16 protein-coding genes and 1 tRNA gene are annotated in these 18,742 nt (G+C 43.9%); 7 read left to right on the forward strand and 10 right to left on the reverse strand.

Translation table 11 applies throughout. From position 1 onward, the window contains the following. Positions 1–155 precede the first annotated feature (155 nt). The 3 genes from uvrA to F7R58_RS06630 all read left to right on the forward strand — a co-directional run bounded on the left by uvrA (position 156) and on the right by F7R58_RS06630 (position 4,273). Positions 156–2,942, forward strand: coding sequence for an excinuclease ABC subunit UvrA (gene uvrA, locus F7R58_RS06620; RefSeq protein WP_158064149.1), 2,787 nt, complete (start codon positions 156–158; stop codon positions 2,940–2,942). A gap of 1 nt (position 2,943) precedes the next feature. Continuing rightward, positions 2,944–3,846: a CPBP family intramembrane glutamic endopeptidase gene (locus tag F7R58_RS06625; RefSeq protein ID WP_158064150.1), complete on the forward strand. Its 903-nt coding sequence runs from the start codon at positions 2,944–2,946 to the stop codon at positions 3,844–3,846. A gap of 355 nt (positions 3,847–4,201) precedes the next feature. Beyond that, a tRNA-Arg gene (locus F7R58_RS06630) sits at positions 4,202–4,273 on the forward strand. A gap of 61 nt (positions 4,274–4,334) precedes the next feature. On the opposite strand, the gene F7R58_RS06635 is transcribed toward F7R58_RS06630, so the two are convergent. Continuing rightward, positions 4,335–5,339: a M28 family metallopeptidase gene (locus F7R58_RS06635; RefSeq protein ID WP_158064151.1), complete on the reverse strand. Its 1,005-nt coding sequence runs from the start codon at positions 5,337–5,339 to the stop codon at positions 4,335–4,337. A gap of 154 nt (positions 5,340–5,493) precedes the next feature. On the opposite strand from F7R58_RS06635, the gene F7R58_RS06640 reads away from it, so the two are divergent. Next, entirely contained in the window at positions 5,494–6,678 is a 1,185-nt protein-coding gene (locus F7R58_RS06640) for an aminotransferase class I/II-fold pyridoxal phosphate-dependent enzyme (protein ID WP_158064152.1), read from the forward strand. A gap of 303 nt (positions 6,679–6,981) precedes the next feature. Beyond that, a complete protein-coding gene (locus F7R58_RS06645) occupies positions 6,982–7,332 on the forward strand; it encodes a hypothetical protein (protein WP_158064153.1) in 351 nt (116 codons plus the stop codon). 481 nt (positions 7,333–7,813) lie between these two features. Here F7R58_RS06645 and F7R58_RS06650 read toward each other — a convergent pair whose 3' ends face one another. Next, positions 7,814–8,143, reverse strand: a complete 330-nt coding sequence (locus F7R58_RS06650) for a hypothetical protein (RefSeq protein WP_187695211.1) — start codon at positions 8,141–8,143, stop codon at positions 7,814–7,816. A 401-nt stretch (positions 8,144–8,544) separates the two neighbouring features. On the opposite strand from F7R58_RS06650, the gene F7R58_RS06655 reads away from it, so the two are divergent. Both F7R58_RS06655 and F7R58_RS06660 read left to right on the forward strand, forming a co-directional pair. Continuing rightward, positions 8,545–8,829, forward strand: a complete 285-nt coding sequence (locus tag F7R58_RS06655) for a hypothetical protein (protein ID WP_158064155.1) — start codon at positions 8,545–8,547, stop codon at positions 8,827–8,829. Between the two features lie 6 nt (positions 8,830–8,835). Next, positions 8,836–9,264, forward strand: a complete 429-nt coding sequence (locus F7R58_RS06660; RefSeq protein ID WP_158064156.1) for a hypothetical protein — start codon at positions 8,836–8,838, stop codon at positions 9,262–9,264. Positions 9,265–9,647: 383 nt separating this feature from the next. On the opposite strand, the gene F7R58_RS06665 is transcribed toward F7R58_RS06660, so the two are convergent. The 8 genes from F7R58_RS06665 to F7R58_RS06700 form a co-directional block, all read right to left on the reverse strand. Further along, on the reverse strand, positions 9,648–12,404 hold the full coding sequence (locus F7R58_RS06665; RefSeq protein WP_158065413.1) for a sodium-translocating pyrophosphatase: 2,757 nt from the start codon (positions 12,402–12,404) through the stop codon (positions 9,648–9,650). Between the two features lie 150 nt (positions 12,405–12,554). Next, complete coding sequence (locus tag F7R58_RS06670; protein ID WP_158064157.1) at positions 12,555–13,166, reverse strand: inorganic pyrophosphatase; 612 nt, start codon at positions 13,164–13,166, stop codon at positions 12,555–12,557. A gap of 22 nt (positions 13,167–13,188) precedes the next feature. Next, complete coding sequence (locus F7R58_RS06675) at positions 13,189–13,716, reverse strand: hypothetical protein (protein ID WP_158064158.1); 528 nt, start codon at positions 13,714–13,716, stop codon at positions 13,189–13,191. Between the two features lie 103 nt (positions 13,717–13,819). Continuing rightward, positions 13,820–14,587, reverse strand: a complete 768-nt coding sequence (locus tag F7R58_RS06680; RefSeq protein ID WP_158064159.1) for a class I SAM-dependent methyltransferase — start codon at positions 14,585–14,587, stop codon at positions 13,820–13,822. A gap of 27 nt (positions 14,588–14,614) precedes the next feature. Beyond that, entirely contained in the window at positions 14,615–15,502 is an 888-nt protein-coding gene (locus F7R58_RS06685) for a GNAT family N-acetyltransferase (RefSeq protein ID WP_158064160.1), read from the reverse strand. Further along, complete coding sequence (gene radC / locus F7R58_RS06690; RefSeq protein ID WP_158064161.1) at positions 15,499–16,176, reverse strand: RadC family protein; 678 nt, start codon at positions 16,174–16,176, stop codon at positions 15,499–15,501. Before radC ends, F7R58_RS06685 begins: the two co-directional genes overlap by 4 nt. 74 nt (positions 16,177–16,250) lie before the next feature. Beyond that, positions 16,251–16,919, reverse strand: a complete 669-nt coding sequence (locus F7R58_RS06695; RefSeq protein WP_158064162.1) for an ABC transporter ATP-binding protein — start codon at positions 16,917–16,919, stop codon at positions 16,251–16,253. 93 nt (positions 16,920–17,012) lie between these two features. Next, positions 17,013–18,704 carry a pyruvate dehydrogenase complex dihydrolipoamide acetyltransferase gene (locus tag F7R58_RS06700; protein WP_158064163.1) on the reverse strand — a complete coding sequence of 564 codons (1,692 nt, stop codon included), beginning with the start codon at positions 18,702–18,704 and terminating at the stop codon, positions 17,013–17,015. Positions 18,705–18,742: the final 38 nt, after the last annotated feature.

Consider the following 18,742-nt stretch of genomic DNA (forward strand, 5'->3'; position numbering starts at 1 on the left):
CCTGAATACAGGAAATACCGCAGATATAAATTTAACAGTACTAATTCCCACCGAATTGGATACCGTTCCTGCGACGGTTTACCCTTTTCTGTTGCCTAAAGTCAGGAACGTTTACACCTAAATTTTATGTAATTTTGTAGTCCTCAAATTCATACATGGATACATCCGAAAATATAGATATCAAGAAAGAGATTTTTGTTAAGAATGCACATCTCAACAACCTAAAGCATATTGATGTACGCATTCCTAAAAACAAACTTGTGGTTATTACCGGAGTCTCGGGCAGCGGGAAATCTTCACTGGCTTTTGACACCATCTATGCCGAAGGCCAGCGCCGTTATGTAGAGAGCCTGAGCTCCTACGCCCGGCAGTTCCTCGGCAAACTGGAGAAACCCAAGATTGACAGCATTAAAGGGCTGGCACCTTCCATCGCCATCCAGCAGAAGGTCATTTCATCCAATCCGCGGTCCACAGTAGGGACATCAACCGAAATTTACGATTATATAAAACTGCTCTTTGCCAGGATAGGACATACATTTTCGCCGGTTTCGGGCCGGGAAGTGCGCAAAGACAGCGTAACGGATGTCATCAACTTTATAAAACAGGCTAAAGGTACTGCTTTTCTGCTTCGGGCACCCCTGCAGTTCAGTCCGGACAGTTTTACTCAAACCCTGAACTCGCTGAAAGTAACGGGTTTTACAAGGCTTGAAGTAAACGGCAATGTGGCTGGTATTGAGGATCTGGAGAGTTTCGGCTTCACGCCTGAGAAAGACATGGAAATCCATCTGGTGATTGACCGGTTTGTGTATGAGGAAGACGAACATTTCCTGCAGAGACTTGCCGACTCCATACAGATGGCTTTTTACGAAGGTCACGGTTATTGTTCACTTAAAAATATTGATTCCGGCGACGTATACGACTTCTCCAACAAGTTTGAGCTGGACGGAATGGAGTTTATGGAACCCAATGTCCATTTCTTCAGTTTCAACAATCCCTACGGTGCCTGTCCGCAGTGTGAGGGTTATGGAAAAGTGATCGGCATTGACGAAGACCTGGTAATTCCAAATAAAAATCTGTCGGTTTTTGAGGATGCTGTGGCGGCCTGGAAAGGCGAGAGCATGGGCGAATGGAAGAAATCCTTCATAAAATGGGTGGGCGGAGATTTTCCTATTCACAAACCATATCACCAGCTGACTAAAGAACAGCGCAATTTGCTCTGGAAAGGCGACGGTTCTGCCAATTTCCCATCCATCAACGCCTTCTTTGCAATGGTGGAGGGCAACCTTTATAAAATACAGTACCGTGTCATGCTCTCCAGGTACCGCGGTAAAACGCTTTGCCCTACCTGTGAAGGTCTTAGGGTTCGTGAGGAAACGCAATGGGTGAAAATTGACGGACACAATATACAGTCCATGATTGAACTGCCGCTGGACGAACTTTTGCCGCTGGTAAAATCGCTGAAACTAAGTGCCCATGATGCGGAAATCGCAAAAAGGCTGCTTTATGAAATTACCACCCGTCTGGAGTTCCTGGATAAAGTGGGACTGGGTTATCTTACGCTGAACCGGACCTCCAATACGCTCTCGGGTGGTGAGAGCCAGCGTATTAACCTGGCCACCAGTCTGGGCAGTTCACTGGTGGGTTCCATCTATATCCTGGATGAGCCCTCCATCGGTTTGCACAGTAAGGACACTGAAAATTTGATCGGTGTACTTAAGAATTTAAGGGATTTGGGAAATACCGTCATCGTTGTGGAGCATGACGAAGATGTGATGCGCGCAGCGGATTATATCATTGACATCGGTCCCGAAGCAGGTTATCTGGGCGGTGAGTTGGTTTTTGCCGGTCATTTTGACGAACTGCAGACCTCAGATTCGCTTACCGCGCAATACCTTACCGGCAAGCTGGAGATTAAGACACCCGCTAAACGCCGTAATGCCAAGGAGTTTATTGAGATAAAAGGTGCGCGGGAAAACAACCTGAAGAACATTGATGTGAGTGTGCCGCTGGAAAGTCTGGTGGTAGTTTCGGGCGTTTCAGGTTCAGGAAAATCGACTCTGATGAAGGAAATCCTGACCAATGAGATCCAGATCCAGTTGGGCATGGGTGGCAAGAAAGGCGATTACGACAGTGTAGACTTCCCCAAAAAGCTGGTAAAGAATATTGAACTCATTGACCAAAATCCGATCGGTAAATCGTCACGCTCCAATCCTGTAACTTACCTGAAAGCCTATGATGACATCCGTGAGCTTTTCACGAAGCAGAAACTTGCCAAAATGATGGGTTATAAGGCGAAGCATTTCTCTTTTAATGTGGACGGAGGCCGCTGCGAGGAGTGTAAAGGTGAAGGTGTCATCAATGTATCGATGCAGTTTATGGCCGATATTGAGCTGGTTTGTGAAAGCTGCAACGGTACCCGTTTCCGAAGTGAGATCCTGGAAGTAAAGTTTGACGACAAGAATATCTCAGATATCCTGAACATGACTGTGGATGAGGCGCTGGAATTCTTTACAGATAATAAAGAAACAAAAATTGTAACCAAGATACAGCCGCTGCAGGATGTCGGCTTGGGCTATCTTCAGTTGGGACAGAGCTCTTCTACCCTTTCCGGTGGAGAGGCGCAGCGTATAAAACTGGCTTCGTTTCTGGTGAAAGGATTTACAACGGATAAAACCCTGTTCATTTTCGATGAACCTTCCACCGGACTTCATTTCCACGATATCAATAAACTGCTGGTTTCACTTCAGGCTTTAATTGAACTGGGACACTCAGTCATCGTCATTGAGCATCAGCCGGACATAATAAAGTCGGCAGATTATATCATTGACATTGGTCCCGATGCGGGAAAGCACGGTGGTGAGGTGGTTTTCGCAGGCACGCCGGAAGACCTTGTAAAAGATAAAAAATCCCATACGGCCAGGTTTCTGAAGGAAAAACTGTAGAATGATAAACGATATAACCAAAACAATTAAGGCTTTTTTACATTTTTTAAAAAGTCCCAGGGACCGCTTTTCAGAGCCGGTAAATGCCACCGACCGCTACAGGATCTTCACGGTGCTGTTTTTTGCCGCGATTCTATTCAACGTAATTGTAATACTGCCGGTGCTCAGTCTGGTTGATTACTATGTGCTTGATGTTGAACATAAGGGAAGGCTGCGTCCACAAACAATTTGGTTTATGCTGTTTCTGGCAGCCGTTGCAGCACCTCTTTGGGAGGAATTTGTCTTCAGATTTCCACTGAAAACAGAAAGGAACTATCTGGTGCTCTTGGCCGATAAGATAGCGCGCCGACCTTTGTTCTCTTCCTTCTGGCAAAGGAATTTTAAAATCATTTTCTATCTGGTTGCTGTTTTGTTCGGCTTGATTCATTCATTAAATTTTGAAAATGAATGGAACTGGCTGTTTATCTTGCTGCTGCCCATACTTATACTTTCGCAGTCGGTGACGGGCCTCTTTCTGGGTTATATCCGTCTGCGTCTGGGATTCATCTGGGCTGTCATTTTTCACGCATGTTTCAATTTTGTTCTAATTACTGTACCCTATCTTGTGTACCAGAACACTGAACTCATCAACATCAAGACCGCCAATTATGAACTGCGCATAGAGGGACTTTTTTGTATGGACAGTGATACATCTTCTATAACACATGATAAGCATAATGATAAAATCTTCATGATCAAATCCACTAATACTGATTTACAATTTCTTATAGAGGCAACTATTGGTCAAGGATATGATGTTAAAGATGATGAACTTGTGCATTTTTATTTCAAATCTGAAAAAGGTATGACAGAACAGGAACTGATTAACCTTCTGAAGAAGGAATTTGAAATTTCGGAAAAATAATGCCTGTCGAAAATACAGAGTTATCCACAAAAAGTTGTTAGTAAAATGTGAATTTTAACACTTTGTTCATATTCCGTATTGATTTAAATCCTACATTTACAATAAATTAATAGGAAGTAGGAGCACCAGGCACTTTTTGGATTGAAACTATTAAACTTAATATATTTTGAGAGAAGCACCGTCGGCTTCTCTTTTGTTGTTGTCTAATTAAAAAATGAGATGTCTTTATCTGCTGAATCCGTTCCTAAAGAGCGGATTCTTCTATTTTGATATAAAGTTGGAGACCGCTGGTCGCAAACTTTAACCCGGAATGACACCTGCGTTTTCAAAACTTTTGTAAATTTGCGCTCCACACGGCCTCATAGTTCAACGGATAGAATAGAAGTTTCCTAAACTTTAGATCCAGGTTCGATTCCTGGTGAGGCTACAAACACAGAAGCCGTTTCAGCAAATGAAACGGCTTTTGTTTTTGAAATTGATATGGGCTTTTATTTATCCACCACAATCCTGTCCTCACGGTTGGCCAGTTCCCAGGCGGTTGCATACACCAGTTGGGTACGTTTACGCAGCAGTTTGTAATCAATCTTGTCTGCATCATCAGTTGGCTGATGATAATCTGCATGCACTCCGTCAAAATAAAAGGCTACAGGAATACCGTTTTTTGCAAAATTATAATGGTCGGAGCGGTAATACAAACGCTGCGGGTCATTAGGGTCGTCATATTTATAGTTAAGTTCAAGTTTCTGCGTGGCATTGTTGGCGGCCTCGTTTATCACCTTCAGCTGAGTTGACAGCATTTCGGAGCCAATGACATACACATAATCCTTTCCCTCATTATCCGGATCGCTGCGACCGATCATATCAATATTGAGGTTCACTACTGTGTTTGCCAAAGGGTATACAGGATTGTCGGCATAATATTTTGAGCCCAGGAGACCATGCTCCTCGCCGGTAACATGCAGGAACAGGACAGACCGTTTCGGCGATTTACCCATTTTCTGCGCTTTTTTAAAGGCCTCAGCAATTTCCATTAAAGCCACTGTACCGCTGCCGTCGTCATCGGCACCGTTGTAAATCTGGCCGTTCTTGATTCCAACATGGTCATAATGTGCGGAGATCACGATGATCTCTTCCGGCTTTTCGCTGCCTTTTATAAATGCCAGTATATTTTCAGAATCGGGCAATGTGCTGCGGCGGCTGTTCAGTGCCTCCTTGGGAACTTTCTGGTAATAATCCTTCAGCACCTCCGGATGAGACACTCCCATTTTCCTGTACTCTGCTATCATATACCGCCCGGCTTTTTTTTGACCTTCAGATCCTGTTTCGCGGCCTTCCATCTCGTCTGATGCAATAACATAAAGATGTCTTTTCAGATCCGCCTCAGTAATGGTTTCCGAGCTGCTCCTGAAGGCGCGCCCTTCATAGCTAAGATTTGCCGTGGCGCAGGAGGTAAGCACAAATGCTGCAAAAATTGCCGGGTAAGCTTTATTCATTGTCTTTAAATTTTTCTAAAGATAAAAAAATATCAGAAATCACATACGATGCGCAGCATAACTTCTGTATTGAATTCCAGGCAATTAGATGACTATAAATCAATCCGATTGAGATTTTTAACTACCTTTATAAGTAATATGAAAAAAATTTACTGTGGCCATTGAATTTAAGGACCGGCATTCGGGCAATGATCTGAATATTTTCTCGGAGCTTGCCGCGAAAGCAGAACAGCACGGCGCCATTAATCTTGCGCAGGGTTCACCTGATTATGCGCCGGACAGCAGGCTGACTGAATTTTTGCAGCAGGCCATCCATCATGATATGAATGCCTATGCTTCAGCCTGCGTACTGCCCCTTATGCAGGAGAACCTGATCAGGTTTAATCTGAGCAGGCCCAAACCAATTTCTGTTACCGAAGATGAAGTAACGCTGGTTCCGGGAGCCACCTACGGAATGTATGTGGCCTTTGCAAGCTTTCTGGAACCCGGCGATGAGGTGATCATTATTGAGCCCTGTTACAATACCTACGTTCCGGCGGTGGAAATCAGGCGCGCGCAGCCGGTTTTTGTACAGATGCCCAATTCAGAAATTCCCTGGGAGCTTATACAGCAAGCCATCACTCCCCGTACAAAAGCCATCATCGTCAATTCACCTAATAATCCGACCGGTAAGGTTTGGGATCCGACCGACTGGGATCTCCTTTGGGAGCTCATTAAGGATACGGATATCATTGTAATTTCTGATGAAGTGTATGACCTCTTGTGCTATGACGGCCGCGAATTCCTGAGTGCCTGGCACCATCCTGAAATTTCAAAACGGTGCTTCAGCATTTACTCCTTTGAAAAGATGTTTCATATTTCCGGCTGGAAGGCCAGCTACATCATCGCACCGCCAGCGTATATAACAGCCTTCAGAAAGATTCACCAATACCTCACATTCACAGTGAATGCACATGCGCAGTATGCGCTGGGAAGTTTTCTGGTAGTTTTTGATGCAAATAAAAACAGGGAATTGTTCCTGGCAAAGCGTGATCTGTTTTGTGAACTGCTTACAGGATTACCTCTTGAAATTATACAAAAAGCCGAAGGCGGTTATTTTCAAACCGTAAGTTTCTGCCGGCAAAAGTTTCCTTATACCGACCGGGAGTTTGCGGAACTGCTGATCCGTGAGGCAAAGGTGGCCTGTGTACCCTACTCCGCTTTTTATCATGACGGCAGGGACACGGGACACTTAAGGTTTTGCTTTGCAAAGAATGATGAGACGCTGATCCAGGCAGCAGAACAGCTGAAAATTTTCTTTGTGAAATATTTAAGCGCCGCAGCGATTGTAAAGCAATAAAAAGTATCACCAAAAAATGTGAAGCTTCTGATAGCCTGCTGACTTCGCGCTTTTAATAAACTGAGTTTCTGTAAAACAGAAAGGATTGACTTTGGGGAATCTTCGATTTTGCTGGGCAGCGGGAGATTTGTAACATTGTAGCCACGCGATAGGAATCGCGCCGCAGCGGGGGGACAAGATTGCTACAAATATTCGAATTTGTATAAATACGATGTAAATTATCGCTTGTTTTATTTAAAATAATTCTGAAAAAGTCTATCTTAATTATGGCTTCACTTTTTATTTTTGTTAAAAAGTTCTCTTATGAAAAAACTAATCTATTTCCTTATTGCGCTTTCCGTATTGGTTTTAATGGGCTACAAACTCTTCAATCAAAAAGAGTTTTTACGGTCTGATGTAAGTCCCCATGGATTATTTCGAGCGGATTTATATATTGAAAAACCTTTTTTTGCACTGCCCGGTGGAGGAGGAATAACTAGTAAAAAAATTTATATCGAAGTTTTTGATAAAAATGACAATTTGATAGGTGAAACTAATAATAAATGTAGTGTTTTTCTCTCAGATGTTGAAATACGATGGGACTTGAAGCGTAATATTTTAAGATTTGCACCTGCAAGAACAATTAATCTAACCAATGGGCGATGTGATTTATGACAAATAGTTTTGCTCTATTTTTCCTAATTGGAAAAGGCTTACCTCCCCGCTGCGCAAAGTCTGACTTCGTCGAATCTTCGATTTCCTGACTTTGAGCCGTTCCAAATGTCTTCTCACTTCTATACCTCATAATTGTTAAAATTTCACACTCATACTGGCCTTCCACTACGTGAAAAAGTTACGGATAATCTTCGATTTCATGTCTTAACCACGCGATAGGGTTAGCTTCATCTAATCTTCTATTACGCTTGGCAGCGGGGCTGTGCTTTGATCAAAGATAAACCTTTATGAAATTTTAAGGAGAAGAAATTTGCGCAAAGTCAGGAGACTTTGCGCAGCGGGATAGCGGGGATTCTACACAAACTAAAGAGCATTTTAAAATGCAAAAAGAAAATGATACAATTAAAATAATAGCATATAGATTGGACTTTGATGTTGTTCCAAAAAAATAAGAGTAACCAAATCCAGTTACTGTTATTTTTCAGTCTTCATAGCAGTGCCATTCATGGCTTATTATAGTGTCTTGTTTGTGAATATTAAAGGTCAGCTCTCCTTCCTTTTTGACAATTGTATCTCCTACTGCAATCTCATTATTATATTGATTCCACCAATTACTTACACTTTCACACTTTATTGATTTTTGAGTTACAGGATCATATCCTGTAACCTCGAATAATTTCGTATTGGGGGTTGGAAGACCTTTAACCACAATGATACACTTCTCTTTAGCAATCCCTTTAGTAAACTCTTTGCAATTAACACATGATGTTACAGTTAAAAATATTAGTAAATAGAACATAATTTTTGCCATACCTAAGGAAATTGCGGATTGTGTCTAATCCATCTGAATTGTAAAAAACGATTGAATGCAGGGGTTAAATCTTTGGTATTACCTCTTGTCATTCCTCCTTCATAACCCGCATTTAGATTGATACTTCTAACCGTTGTCCCGCTGCGCAAAGTCTGACTTCGTCGAATCTTCGATTTCCCGACTTTGAGCCGTTCCAATATCTTCTTACTATCTATAGTTCCTAATTGTTGTATTTTCGCATTCATACTGGCCTTGCACTACGTGAAATGGTAACGAATAATCTTCGATTTCATGTCTTAACCACGCGATAGGGTTAGCTTCATCGAATCTTCTATTACGCTTGGCAACGGGGCTGTGCTTTGATCAAAGATATGGTTTTATGTAATATTAGGCGATAAAATTTGCTCAAAGTCAGGAGACTTTGCGCAACGGGGGTTGATCACCTTAATGTTTTTGATCCAAAAGATCCAGTCCAAACCAGCGGAGGTAATTCTATTGTCATTGGGACAGGAAAACAAATGCCTTATACCGGAGAATTCGGCAAAGCAAAAAGAGTTTATAACACACCAAATACCACCAATATTGAAGTAAACAATCCGCAAGGAATGACAGGTGATTTTCACAATAGCCACAATAGGACGAATGATTGGCAAAAAAAGGTAGAAAATATTAACCATAAAAAGTAAAGGGTTATGAAAATGGAATCAAACTTAATGTCACATTTAGTATTGCTGTTATTATTTTGTTTTTCCTGCAAATCAGAAGTGAATATCGAGAATTTCTCTCACCGTGAATTGAAATATACACAATTACCTGTAGAAATTAAGATATTAATTCGTGATATCTCCGAAGGAGAGAATAATTTAATAGATAATAATCTTATAGTACTTGGGGAAACGACGAATTATGAATTGGAGGTGGTTAAGACTGGACCTTGGGTTGCCCATTCTTTACTTCACAAAAAGGGTCAAAATTCAGCAATTAAAATACCAAGAGGTTTTCCACATCCGTATATAATATATAATAATAGGCTGTACTTTCCTACAAATTATAATATCATAAGCCGTAATAATTACGAAAATATTATAAGTTCATCATATTTAGAGTATATGTTAGAATAACCATAATTAAAAATGTAGCTTTCCCCGCTGCGCAAAGTCTCCTGACTTTGAGCAGTTCCCAATGTCTTCTCACTTATATACCTCATAATTGTTATATTTTCACACTCATACTGGCCTTCCACTACGTGAAAAAGTTACGGATAATCTTCGATTTCATGTCTTAACCACGCGATAGGGTTAGCTTCATCTAATCTTCTATTACGCTTGGCAGCGGGGCTGTGCTTTGATAAAGATAAACCTTTATGAAATTTTAAGGAGAAGAAATTTGCTCAAAGTCAGGAAATCGAAGATTCGACGAAGTCAGACTTTGCGCAGCGGGTGTCGCAACGGGTTAAAAAAAGCGTCACCAAAAGTGACGCTCCTTAAACAATATTCAGTTAATTTTAAAGTGCCAGTGCACGGATATCTACCCTGCGGTTCAGCGCCTTACATTCGTCGCTGTCGTCTGTGGAACAAACCGGGAACTGAGGTCCGTAACCTTCTGTTTCAATACGGTCGGCAGCAATACCTAATTCCATCAGCTTCAGCTTTGCAGTATCGGCTCGGAGTTTAGACAGTCTCATATTCGTGTCTTCATTGCCGGTATTGTCGGTATAGCCGCCCATCTTGATTTTCAGATTGGGGTACGCTTCCATGATCTTGAAGATATTCTCAATGGCCTCCTGAGATTCCGGTTTTAAATCACTGCTGCCGCTTACGAAATACAGGTTTTCTACGGTAAACCAACGGTTTTCATCCAGCAAGGTGCGGTCATTTTGCGCGAGTCCCTGAGCAAAATAGTTCAACCGGCTGTTTTCACCCAAATTAATTACTTGGCCATTTGGTAAGGTTACCGGTGTGATGTTACCCGTATCATAAACAAAATCACCATCGGCATTAAGCATTCCTGTAGGCTCAGGCATTACGGCAACTACGCCCGGCGCTCCGGGCACCGCAGGTGCCACCACATGTGCGCCGTTAACAGCAGTACCGTTGGTGGCCAGTTGCAGTGCCTGTAATTTAGCCGCACGGTTATCGCGGATCTGATCGGCATGCATGGTTGCAAGTGTTGGTGCGATAACCAGCGAAACAATGGACATCAGTTTGATCAGGATGTTCATGGACGGTCCGGAGGTGTCCTTAAACGGATCTCCTACAGTATCTCCTGTTACGGAAGCTTTGTGCGGTTCCGAACCTTTGTAGAAAGTCTTACCGTTGATGTCAACACCTTTTTCAAACGATTTCTTGGCATTGTCCCAGGCGCCACCGGCATTGTTCTGGAACATTCCCATAAGTACACCGGAAACGGTTGCTCCCGCCAGGAATCCTCCCAAAACTTCAGGTCCGAAAATAAACCCTACCAGTAGTGGTGAAACAATTGCAATAGCTCCGGGAAGCATCATCTTCTTAATGGATGCATCGGTGGAGATCGCTACGCACTTCTCATACTCAGGCTCACTGGTACCTTCCAGGATTCCCGGAATTTCGCGGAACTGACGGCGCACCTCCTCCACCATCGCCATGGCGGCCTGGCCTACGGCTGTAATGGCAAGCGAAGAGAATATAAAGGGAATCATAGCGCCTACAAACAGACCGGCCAGTACGTCTGCACGGTAAATATCAATGCCGTCAATTCCTGCAATACCTACAAAGGCTGCGAAAAGTGCAAGTGCTGTAAGCGCGGCAGAGGCTATGGCAAAACCTTTTCCGGTAGCCGCAGTTGTGTTCCCTACGGCATCCAGTATGTCAGTTCTCTCGCGGACTTCCTTCGGAAGGTCACTCATTTCGGCGATACCACCGGCATTATCGGCAATTGGACCGAACGCGTCAATGGCAAGCTGCATAGCTGTTGTGGCCATCATACCGGCAGCTGCAATAGCTACACCGTAAAGTCCGGCACAAAGGAAAGAGCCGTAAATACCACCGGCCAGCACAATGATGGGCAGCAGCGTACTTTCCATACCTACGCTAAGACCTCCTATGATATTGGTTGCATGTCCGGTGGAGGATTGCCTTACGATACTGCTCACCGGGCGCTTGCCCATGGCGGTATAATATTCTGTGATGATGCTCATCAGCGTACCTACCACCAAACCTACGATGATGGCACCGAAAACACCCATCTTTGTAAACTCATGTCCACGCAATACCATCGTGTCCGGTAGAAGATAATTTACAAGGAAATAAGAGGAAATAGCTGTTATGACGATACTTCCGTAGTTACCCAAATTAAGAGCGCTCTGAACGTTGGAGGTAGATGCGCCGTCGTTATCGTTAATCTTAACGAACAATGTTCCCAGCATTGAGAAGATGACACCGGTACCGGCGATAAGCATGGGCAGTAAGATCGGTGCAAAACCACCAAAAGCATCCTGAGAGAAGGTTTCGCGTCCGAGAACCATAGTCGCAAGCACCGTGGCAACGTAAGAACCGAAAAGGTCGGCACCCATACCGGCCACATCGCCTACATTATCACCTACGTTATCGGCAATCGTGGCCGGGTTACGCGGATCATCTTCAGGTATCCCGGCTTCTACCTTACCTACTAGGTCGGCGCCCACGTCGGCAGCTTTGGTGTAAATCCCACCGCCTACTCTGGCAAAAAGTGCAATACTTTCGGCACCCAGGGAGAAACCTGTCAGTATCTCGATGGTACGTTCCATCTCGTGGCTGTCGACACCGGAATCGGGCGCAAATATCTGTCTTAGTATAATAAAAAGAGTACCTAAACCTAAAACGGCAAGTCCGGCCACACCCATTCCCATTACCGAACCACCGGTAAAGGAAACTTTAAGAGCTTTGGCAAGGCTGGTTTTGGCAGCTTCGGCAGTCCTAACGTTGGCTTTGGTAGCGATCTTCATTCCTATGTATCCGGCGGCAGCACTGAGTATGGCGCCAATTATAAATGAGATCCCGATGGTCCAGTGGGAATTACTGTTGGAAAAACCCATCAGTGCCAGAAGAATGGCCACAATAATTACGAAATAGGTTAAGATCCTGTACTCGGCATGCAGAAATGCCATGGCCCCATCGGCGATGTGGCCGCTGATCGTTCGCATGCGCTCGTTACCGGCATCCTGCCTGCTCACCCAGGTGCTCTGAAGAAAAGTGTAAATCAGGGCAATGATGCCGAAAATAGGCACCAAATAAAACAAATCCATCATACTTATTATTTTTAATGTTTGGTTAATAAGATTAAAGATAATAAAAACATGATAACAGTGGTATAATTCGTAAAAGATATGTGACGGCCAACCAATAAAAAAGACAGGCATAACACCTGTCTACAACTTATTCTATATGGTTAAAAATTAACCGCCAAACTTGCTGGCATAATCTCTTCTGGAAGCTTCCACCACTTCTTTTGCGTGTGCGGCTCCGTATACTTCCTGAATCCTGCACTTTGCCGGCTCATCCGGAAGGTTCTTATATGTTAGGAAATAGTGCATCAAACGCTTTACCTCGGCCTGCGGCAACTCCGCAATATCGCGGAAGTGACCGAAGGCGTGATCGCCCACCATCACAGCTACAATCTTGTCATCCGCTTCACCTTTGTCAATCATCTTGAAACCACCGATCGGAATGGCCTCCATCAGCATACCTCCGGCATGAATATTATGGGAGCTCAATACACAGATGTCCAATGGGTCATGATCGCCCATGGTAACGTCTTCAGCACCACTTTCCAGCGCCAGTTTCAGTACCTCATTATGACAGTAGGTCCGTGGAACAAATCCGTAAAGCGCGGGAATAATGTTTGAAAACTGCTGCGGACGGTCAACCTTCAGGTAACCGCTGGCCTTATCGACCTCGTATTTTATGGTATCACTCGGAACAATCTCTACGAAAACGTTTACAACGTTTGGAGCGTCGGCACCGGCAGAGATGCCATGCCATGGATGTGCTTTAAAATTTGGTATCATTATTAATTATCTTAATGTAGTATCAGGTCACCAGAAGAACTTCTCTTCTCAGTGCGTCTATATTTTCAGAAATGAAATCGGGACCGTTCATGTAATTCATGAGGAATACGGTCTTAAAATCCGACAGGTCAGCATTTTCACCTAAACTTTCATAAGTGTCATGCAGCATTTTCAGTATAGCATTTTTCGATGCTACCGTGTCCTGCCAGGAGTTGGCGGTGATGTAAATCTGTTGTGATGTATTGTACTCAAACTCTTCGTTAATGGATTTTTCCAGCAGGTAAAGGTATTCGTGCCTGGCCAGGCCGCTGTCAAATTTCGTCACCAGATTTGCAGGTTTCAGTCTTTCCAGAAAGAGTACCATACGCTCGTAAGCCTGGCTTTTGTTCTGGGCATTGCCTTTTACTGAAAGCATCTTGAGTTCCTGGTTCTTCATCTTAATATACTCAAATACGAACTGCCTGAGCAGAACGAGAAAAGGTATAGCCAGCACCACCGTAAACAGATAGGGAAAGTACGGTGAATTAATATAACTGCCGAAGTTGAACATCCATTAAATTTGAGACTGCAAAAGTAAGAAATAAATGGTAGATTTTACCAGATGTAATCGGTGAAAATTCGCAGGAGTATTATAATAGACAGAGGGCCGGCAATCATTCTTTTGTAACCAGATAAATCACTTCCCGCTGTCCGTTACCCAGCGCCATATGCTGCCTTTCAGAACCGGCAAAATGAAGCCGGTAGTCAATCCTCTCCACTGTCACTTCTTCTGCTGCAATCCTTTCTGAAAAATCATTTCCGTACAGCCTCTCCAGGTCCTTTTCACCATAATGGCGAAGTTTCTTTTCCGGGGTTTTGAATTCCGGATTTTCCACGGTGAGCTGCGCATCAGGATCCATAAGTGACATCAGGTATAAGCTTCCCCCACTTTTAAGGACACGGTAGAGCTCGTGCAGTGCCTTCCGCTCGTTTGGAACATGACCTAAGACGTGCGAACAGATGATAAAATCAAAATGATTATCCGGAAACCTAATGTCCGTAATGTCCATCTGATGAGTGGCCAGATTGGGATTGAGGTCCGCGTCTGTATAATTGGGATTCGCTGCAAAATGCACTTTAAGGGCGTCTTCGGGCGCAAAATGTAAAATAGAGGGATCATTCAGAAAGATATTGGTTTTATCTTTCAGATATAAATAAAGCAAACGGCTGCGTTCCAGCGAACCACAGTGCGGACAGACCGCATTGCTGCGAACTTCAATGCCGTTCCCCTTCTCCAGGAAGCGTCTGGCCGACTTACCGCAACAGGGACAGTAAAAGTTGTTTCCTGAAAGAAAAAATGCTTTGGCTTTCCGAAGACTGATATGGAAATTATAGCGCGTCTTCTCCGAAAATATCCTTTGATATAAAGATTTAATCATCATTTAACAGGTCTTAATTTGGCCATAAAATTACCTCACCAGCGATTTTATACAGTTAAGTGCCAGTTCTTTTTTTGAAAATTGAATTACCGGATACTCCTGGAGGTCCGCACCGAAGCTGCTGTTAAAGATGCCGATACTGCGAACATTGCTTCCCATGAAACTGAAATTGCGGCTGCCAATATACTTTTCAAGAATTTTATCAACCAAAAAAGAAGTTGGATTCTCATTCCTGAATTTTTCATCGGTAACCAGCGCCAGCAAATATACTGATGTTCCGTCGTCAATTAGTGCCGAAACAGTAAGTAGCTGCCCTTCAAGGTACGCACCATACAGCCTAAGCATATTTTTTTTCTCCAGAAAATTCATAAAACTGATCATTGTCTCCAGATCCGACTGCTTGGCCAGCCCTTTGTGGAATTTCCTCACAAAATTAAGGGTTTCACTGTTTTGTTCAACCTGTTTAAACTTTAGGTGGCCCGCGGACTTAACTGCGGATTTTCTGCCTTTCGAATATTTCCGGCGCTGCCGTTCATACAGACCGATGGGGATAAAATAGTTTTTTCTAAAAGTTAAATTTTTGCGTAAAGTGTTTCCTGTGTTAAAGGAGTACAGATAGGTTTTGTAATTCTGTAGGGTATAATCAAAAAACTCTTCGTTTATTTCCGGATTGTCATCGGGACCGAAAATCCCAAGTTGCTGACAAAAAATGGGACATGTAATAAATTTCTGACCCAAACGGCTTTTCAGGGGCAAAGGCATTACATACTTATAATCATCATACACCAGCAGTTCCCAGCTTTCACATAAAAAATCCAGGACTTCTTTTTGCGCAAAAACATTGCTTTGCAAAGCATCTGCAAGACATTCAGCATATTTAACAAAATCAATTTCGGGGTATGTAAGCCGTTTTATCATAATATACCCTCGTCTGAAAAGCTGAAATACGAATTTTGGTTGATGATTAAATGATCGATCAGGTTTACATTCAGGAGCTTACCCGCCTCAGCAACCTGTTTGGTAATTTTCTTATCCTCCTCACTGGGTCTCAGATTGCCCGAGGGATGGTTATGTGCTATGAATATCCCTGTGGCAAACTGTTCCAAAGCCGTTTTGAAAAGGATCCGTACATCTACCACCGAATAATTGATGCCGCCACTCGTTAGTTGGCAGAAGTGCAGCACTTTGTTGTTTTGGTTCACGAAAACGGCCCAGAATTCCTCCGTTTGCAAATCGCCAAGGTAAGGTTTAAGAAAAAGGAAAGCCTCGTGGCTGCTGGCCAATTGCTTACGGTCCGGAACTTCCTGCGCGGCACGCCTTCGTCCTATTTCGAGCGCCGCAGAGATTGAAATGGCTTTAGCCTCACCCACCCCATTGAATTTGCAAAGGTCAGCAATGCTCAGTCGGCTCAGGTCGTGCCAGTTTTCACCCACCGATTTCAGGATGCGTCTGGCGAGGTCTACAGCGCTCTCATCGCGGTTGCCACTGCCCATGATGATGGCCAGAAGTTCGGCATCCGAAAGGGCATTTTTACCTTTCAGCAGAAATTTTTCGCGCGGCCGGTCGTCTTCAGCAAGGTGTTTAAGAGACATTTTGTTGAAACCTGTAACTTAATTAAAGATATAAAGTTATCAAATTAAATCAAGTTTTGCGCGGTGTTTCAGAATTAATACAGGATTTGTCCGTCCTTCATAAGCAGTTTACGGTCTGTTATTTCCGCCAGGTTCGGGTTGTGCGTAACAATCACAAAAGTCTGGTTGTACTTATCCCGAAGGTCAAAGAACAGTCGGTGCAGATCATCCGCATTTTTGGAGTCCAGGTTTCCTGTAGGCTCATCGGCAAAAATAATCTTAGGCGAATTGATAAGTGCCCTCGCCACCGCGGCACGCTGCGCTTCACCGCCGGACATTTCACTGGGCTTGTGGTGAATGCGGTCTGCAATATGGAGGTCTTCAAAAAGTCTGTATGCTTTTTCCAGGCTCTCCTTTTCATTACGGCCTGAAATGCGTGTAGGCAGCAGTACATTCTCCAGCGCCGTAAATTCCGGCAGGAGCTGGTGAAACTGAAAAACGAAACCGATGTTCTGATTCCGGAAGCGCGAAAGTTCGCGGTCATTCATATTGATGTAGGACTGACCGTCCAGAGCGATCTGAGTACCGTATTTATCTGGCGACGAAGGCATATCCAGTGTTCCCAGGATTTGCAGAAGCGTAGATTTTCCGGCACCGGATTCACCGACGATGGAAACTACTTCTCCTTCCTTAATATGAATGTCTACTCCCTTTAAAACCTCCAGGTCGCCGTAGGATTTATGAATATTCTTTGCTCTGATCATGGTTTCAAAAATACTTATATTTTTTGGAATGTTTGTAAAAAACCCTCCAGGATAAGGAACCAGGAGGGTTTATAAGTTTATCTAAAATTACTTTTACAGCAGTAGAGTTAGCGGCTGCTCCAGATAAGTTCTCAGCGTTTGCAGGAACTGAGCTCCGGTTGCACCGTCCACAACCCTATGGTCACATGCCAGTGAAAGCTTCATTGTGTTTCCTACAACGATCTGTCCATCCTTCACCACCGGTTTCTCAATAATTGCCCCCACGGAAAGAATCGCTGAGTTCGGCTGGTTGATGATGGAGGTAAAGGTTTCTATACCGAACATTCCGAGGTTGGATACAGAGAAGGTGGAACCTTCCATCTCATTAGCTTTCAGACCTTTGGATTTTGCTCTGGATGCCATATCCTTCACTGCGGAAGATATCTGCAGATAGTTCATATGATCCGTGTTACGGAGCACAGGTACCACAAGACCGTCCGGAATTGCCACTGCCACGCCAACGTTGATGTCGCCATGGTGAATGATCTTGTCGCCGGCCCAGGAAGAATTGACCTGCGGATGCTTACGCAATGCCATAGCCGTAGCTTTGATGATCATATCGTTAAACGAAATCTTTGTATCGGGAAGTGAATTGATTTCCTTACGGGCTTCAATCGCTTTATCCATATTGATCTCCACCATCAGGTAATAATGCGGCGCCGAGAATTTACTTTCTGACAGACGCTTGGCAATGATATTACGAACCTGTGAGTTTGGAGTTTCAGTGGTCTCGCCTGAAACGAACTCAGCAGCCACTCTCGCTGCAGGAGAAGCCTGAGGCGCCGCTTTTTCCTGACCAGACGTAGACGGCTGTTTTGAAGGAGTGAAGGATTCCACATCCTTTTTCACAATCCTGCCGTTTTCACCGGATCCCTGAAGCTGTTTAAGGTCTATACCTTTCTCGGCCGCCATTTTTCTGGCCAGAGGCGAAATAGCCAGTCGGCTGCCATCATTATTCTGCGCTACTTCCGCTTTTACGGTTTCCTCTTTAATTTCCTGTGGCTTTTCAGCAGTTGGTTTATTTTCTGCTTTAGCCTTTCCTCCGGAAAGAATTGCCGAAACATCCGTTCCCGCAGGCCCGATGATTGCCAGTACGGAATCCACAGGTCCACCATTGCCTTCAGCAACACCCTGGTGCAGCAGTGTGCCGTTAAATTCGGACTCGAAATCCTGAACGGCCTTGTCGGTTTCAATCTCAGCAAGGATGTCGCCTTCCTTTACCTCATCGCCTACATTTTTATGCCATTTGGCCACCTTCCCTTCAGTCATGGTGTCTGACAGGCGGGGTACGGTAATCACTTCCACACCTTCAGGTACGTCGGCAGATGCTGAAGAAGCTTGCTCATTTGATGATCCGCTTTCCTTCTCAACCGGTTCTGAAGTTTCCACAGCTGTATTTTCATTTTCAGTCCTGAAATCTTCCGATATTCCTGATGCAGAACCGGATTCAGCCTTTTCAGATGATGGGTTGCTGTTTCCTTTGCCGGTTAATGAGGAAATATCTTCGCCAGGCTCACCAATAATGGCAAGTACGGAATCTACAGGTGCAGCCTGTCCTTCCTCAACACCTATATAAAGAAGAACACCTTTCACTTCCGATTCAAAATCCTGAACCGCCTTATCTGTTTCAATTTCAGCCAAAACATCACCCTCGTTCACGGGATCGTTGAGTTTCAGGTTCCATTTTGCAACTTTACCTTCCGTCATAGTATCGGACAGACGGGGCATTGTAATTACTTCTGCCATAATTATTTATGTGATATTTGTTGAAAGTGAAGGCCTGC

Source organism: Chryseobacterium sp., from assembly GCF_008831505.1.
Lineage (GTDB): Bacteria > Bacteroidota > Bacteroidia > Flavobacteriales > Weeksellaceae > Marnyiella.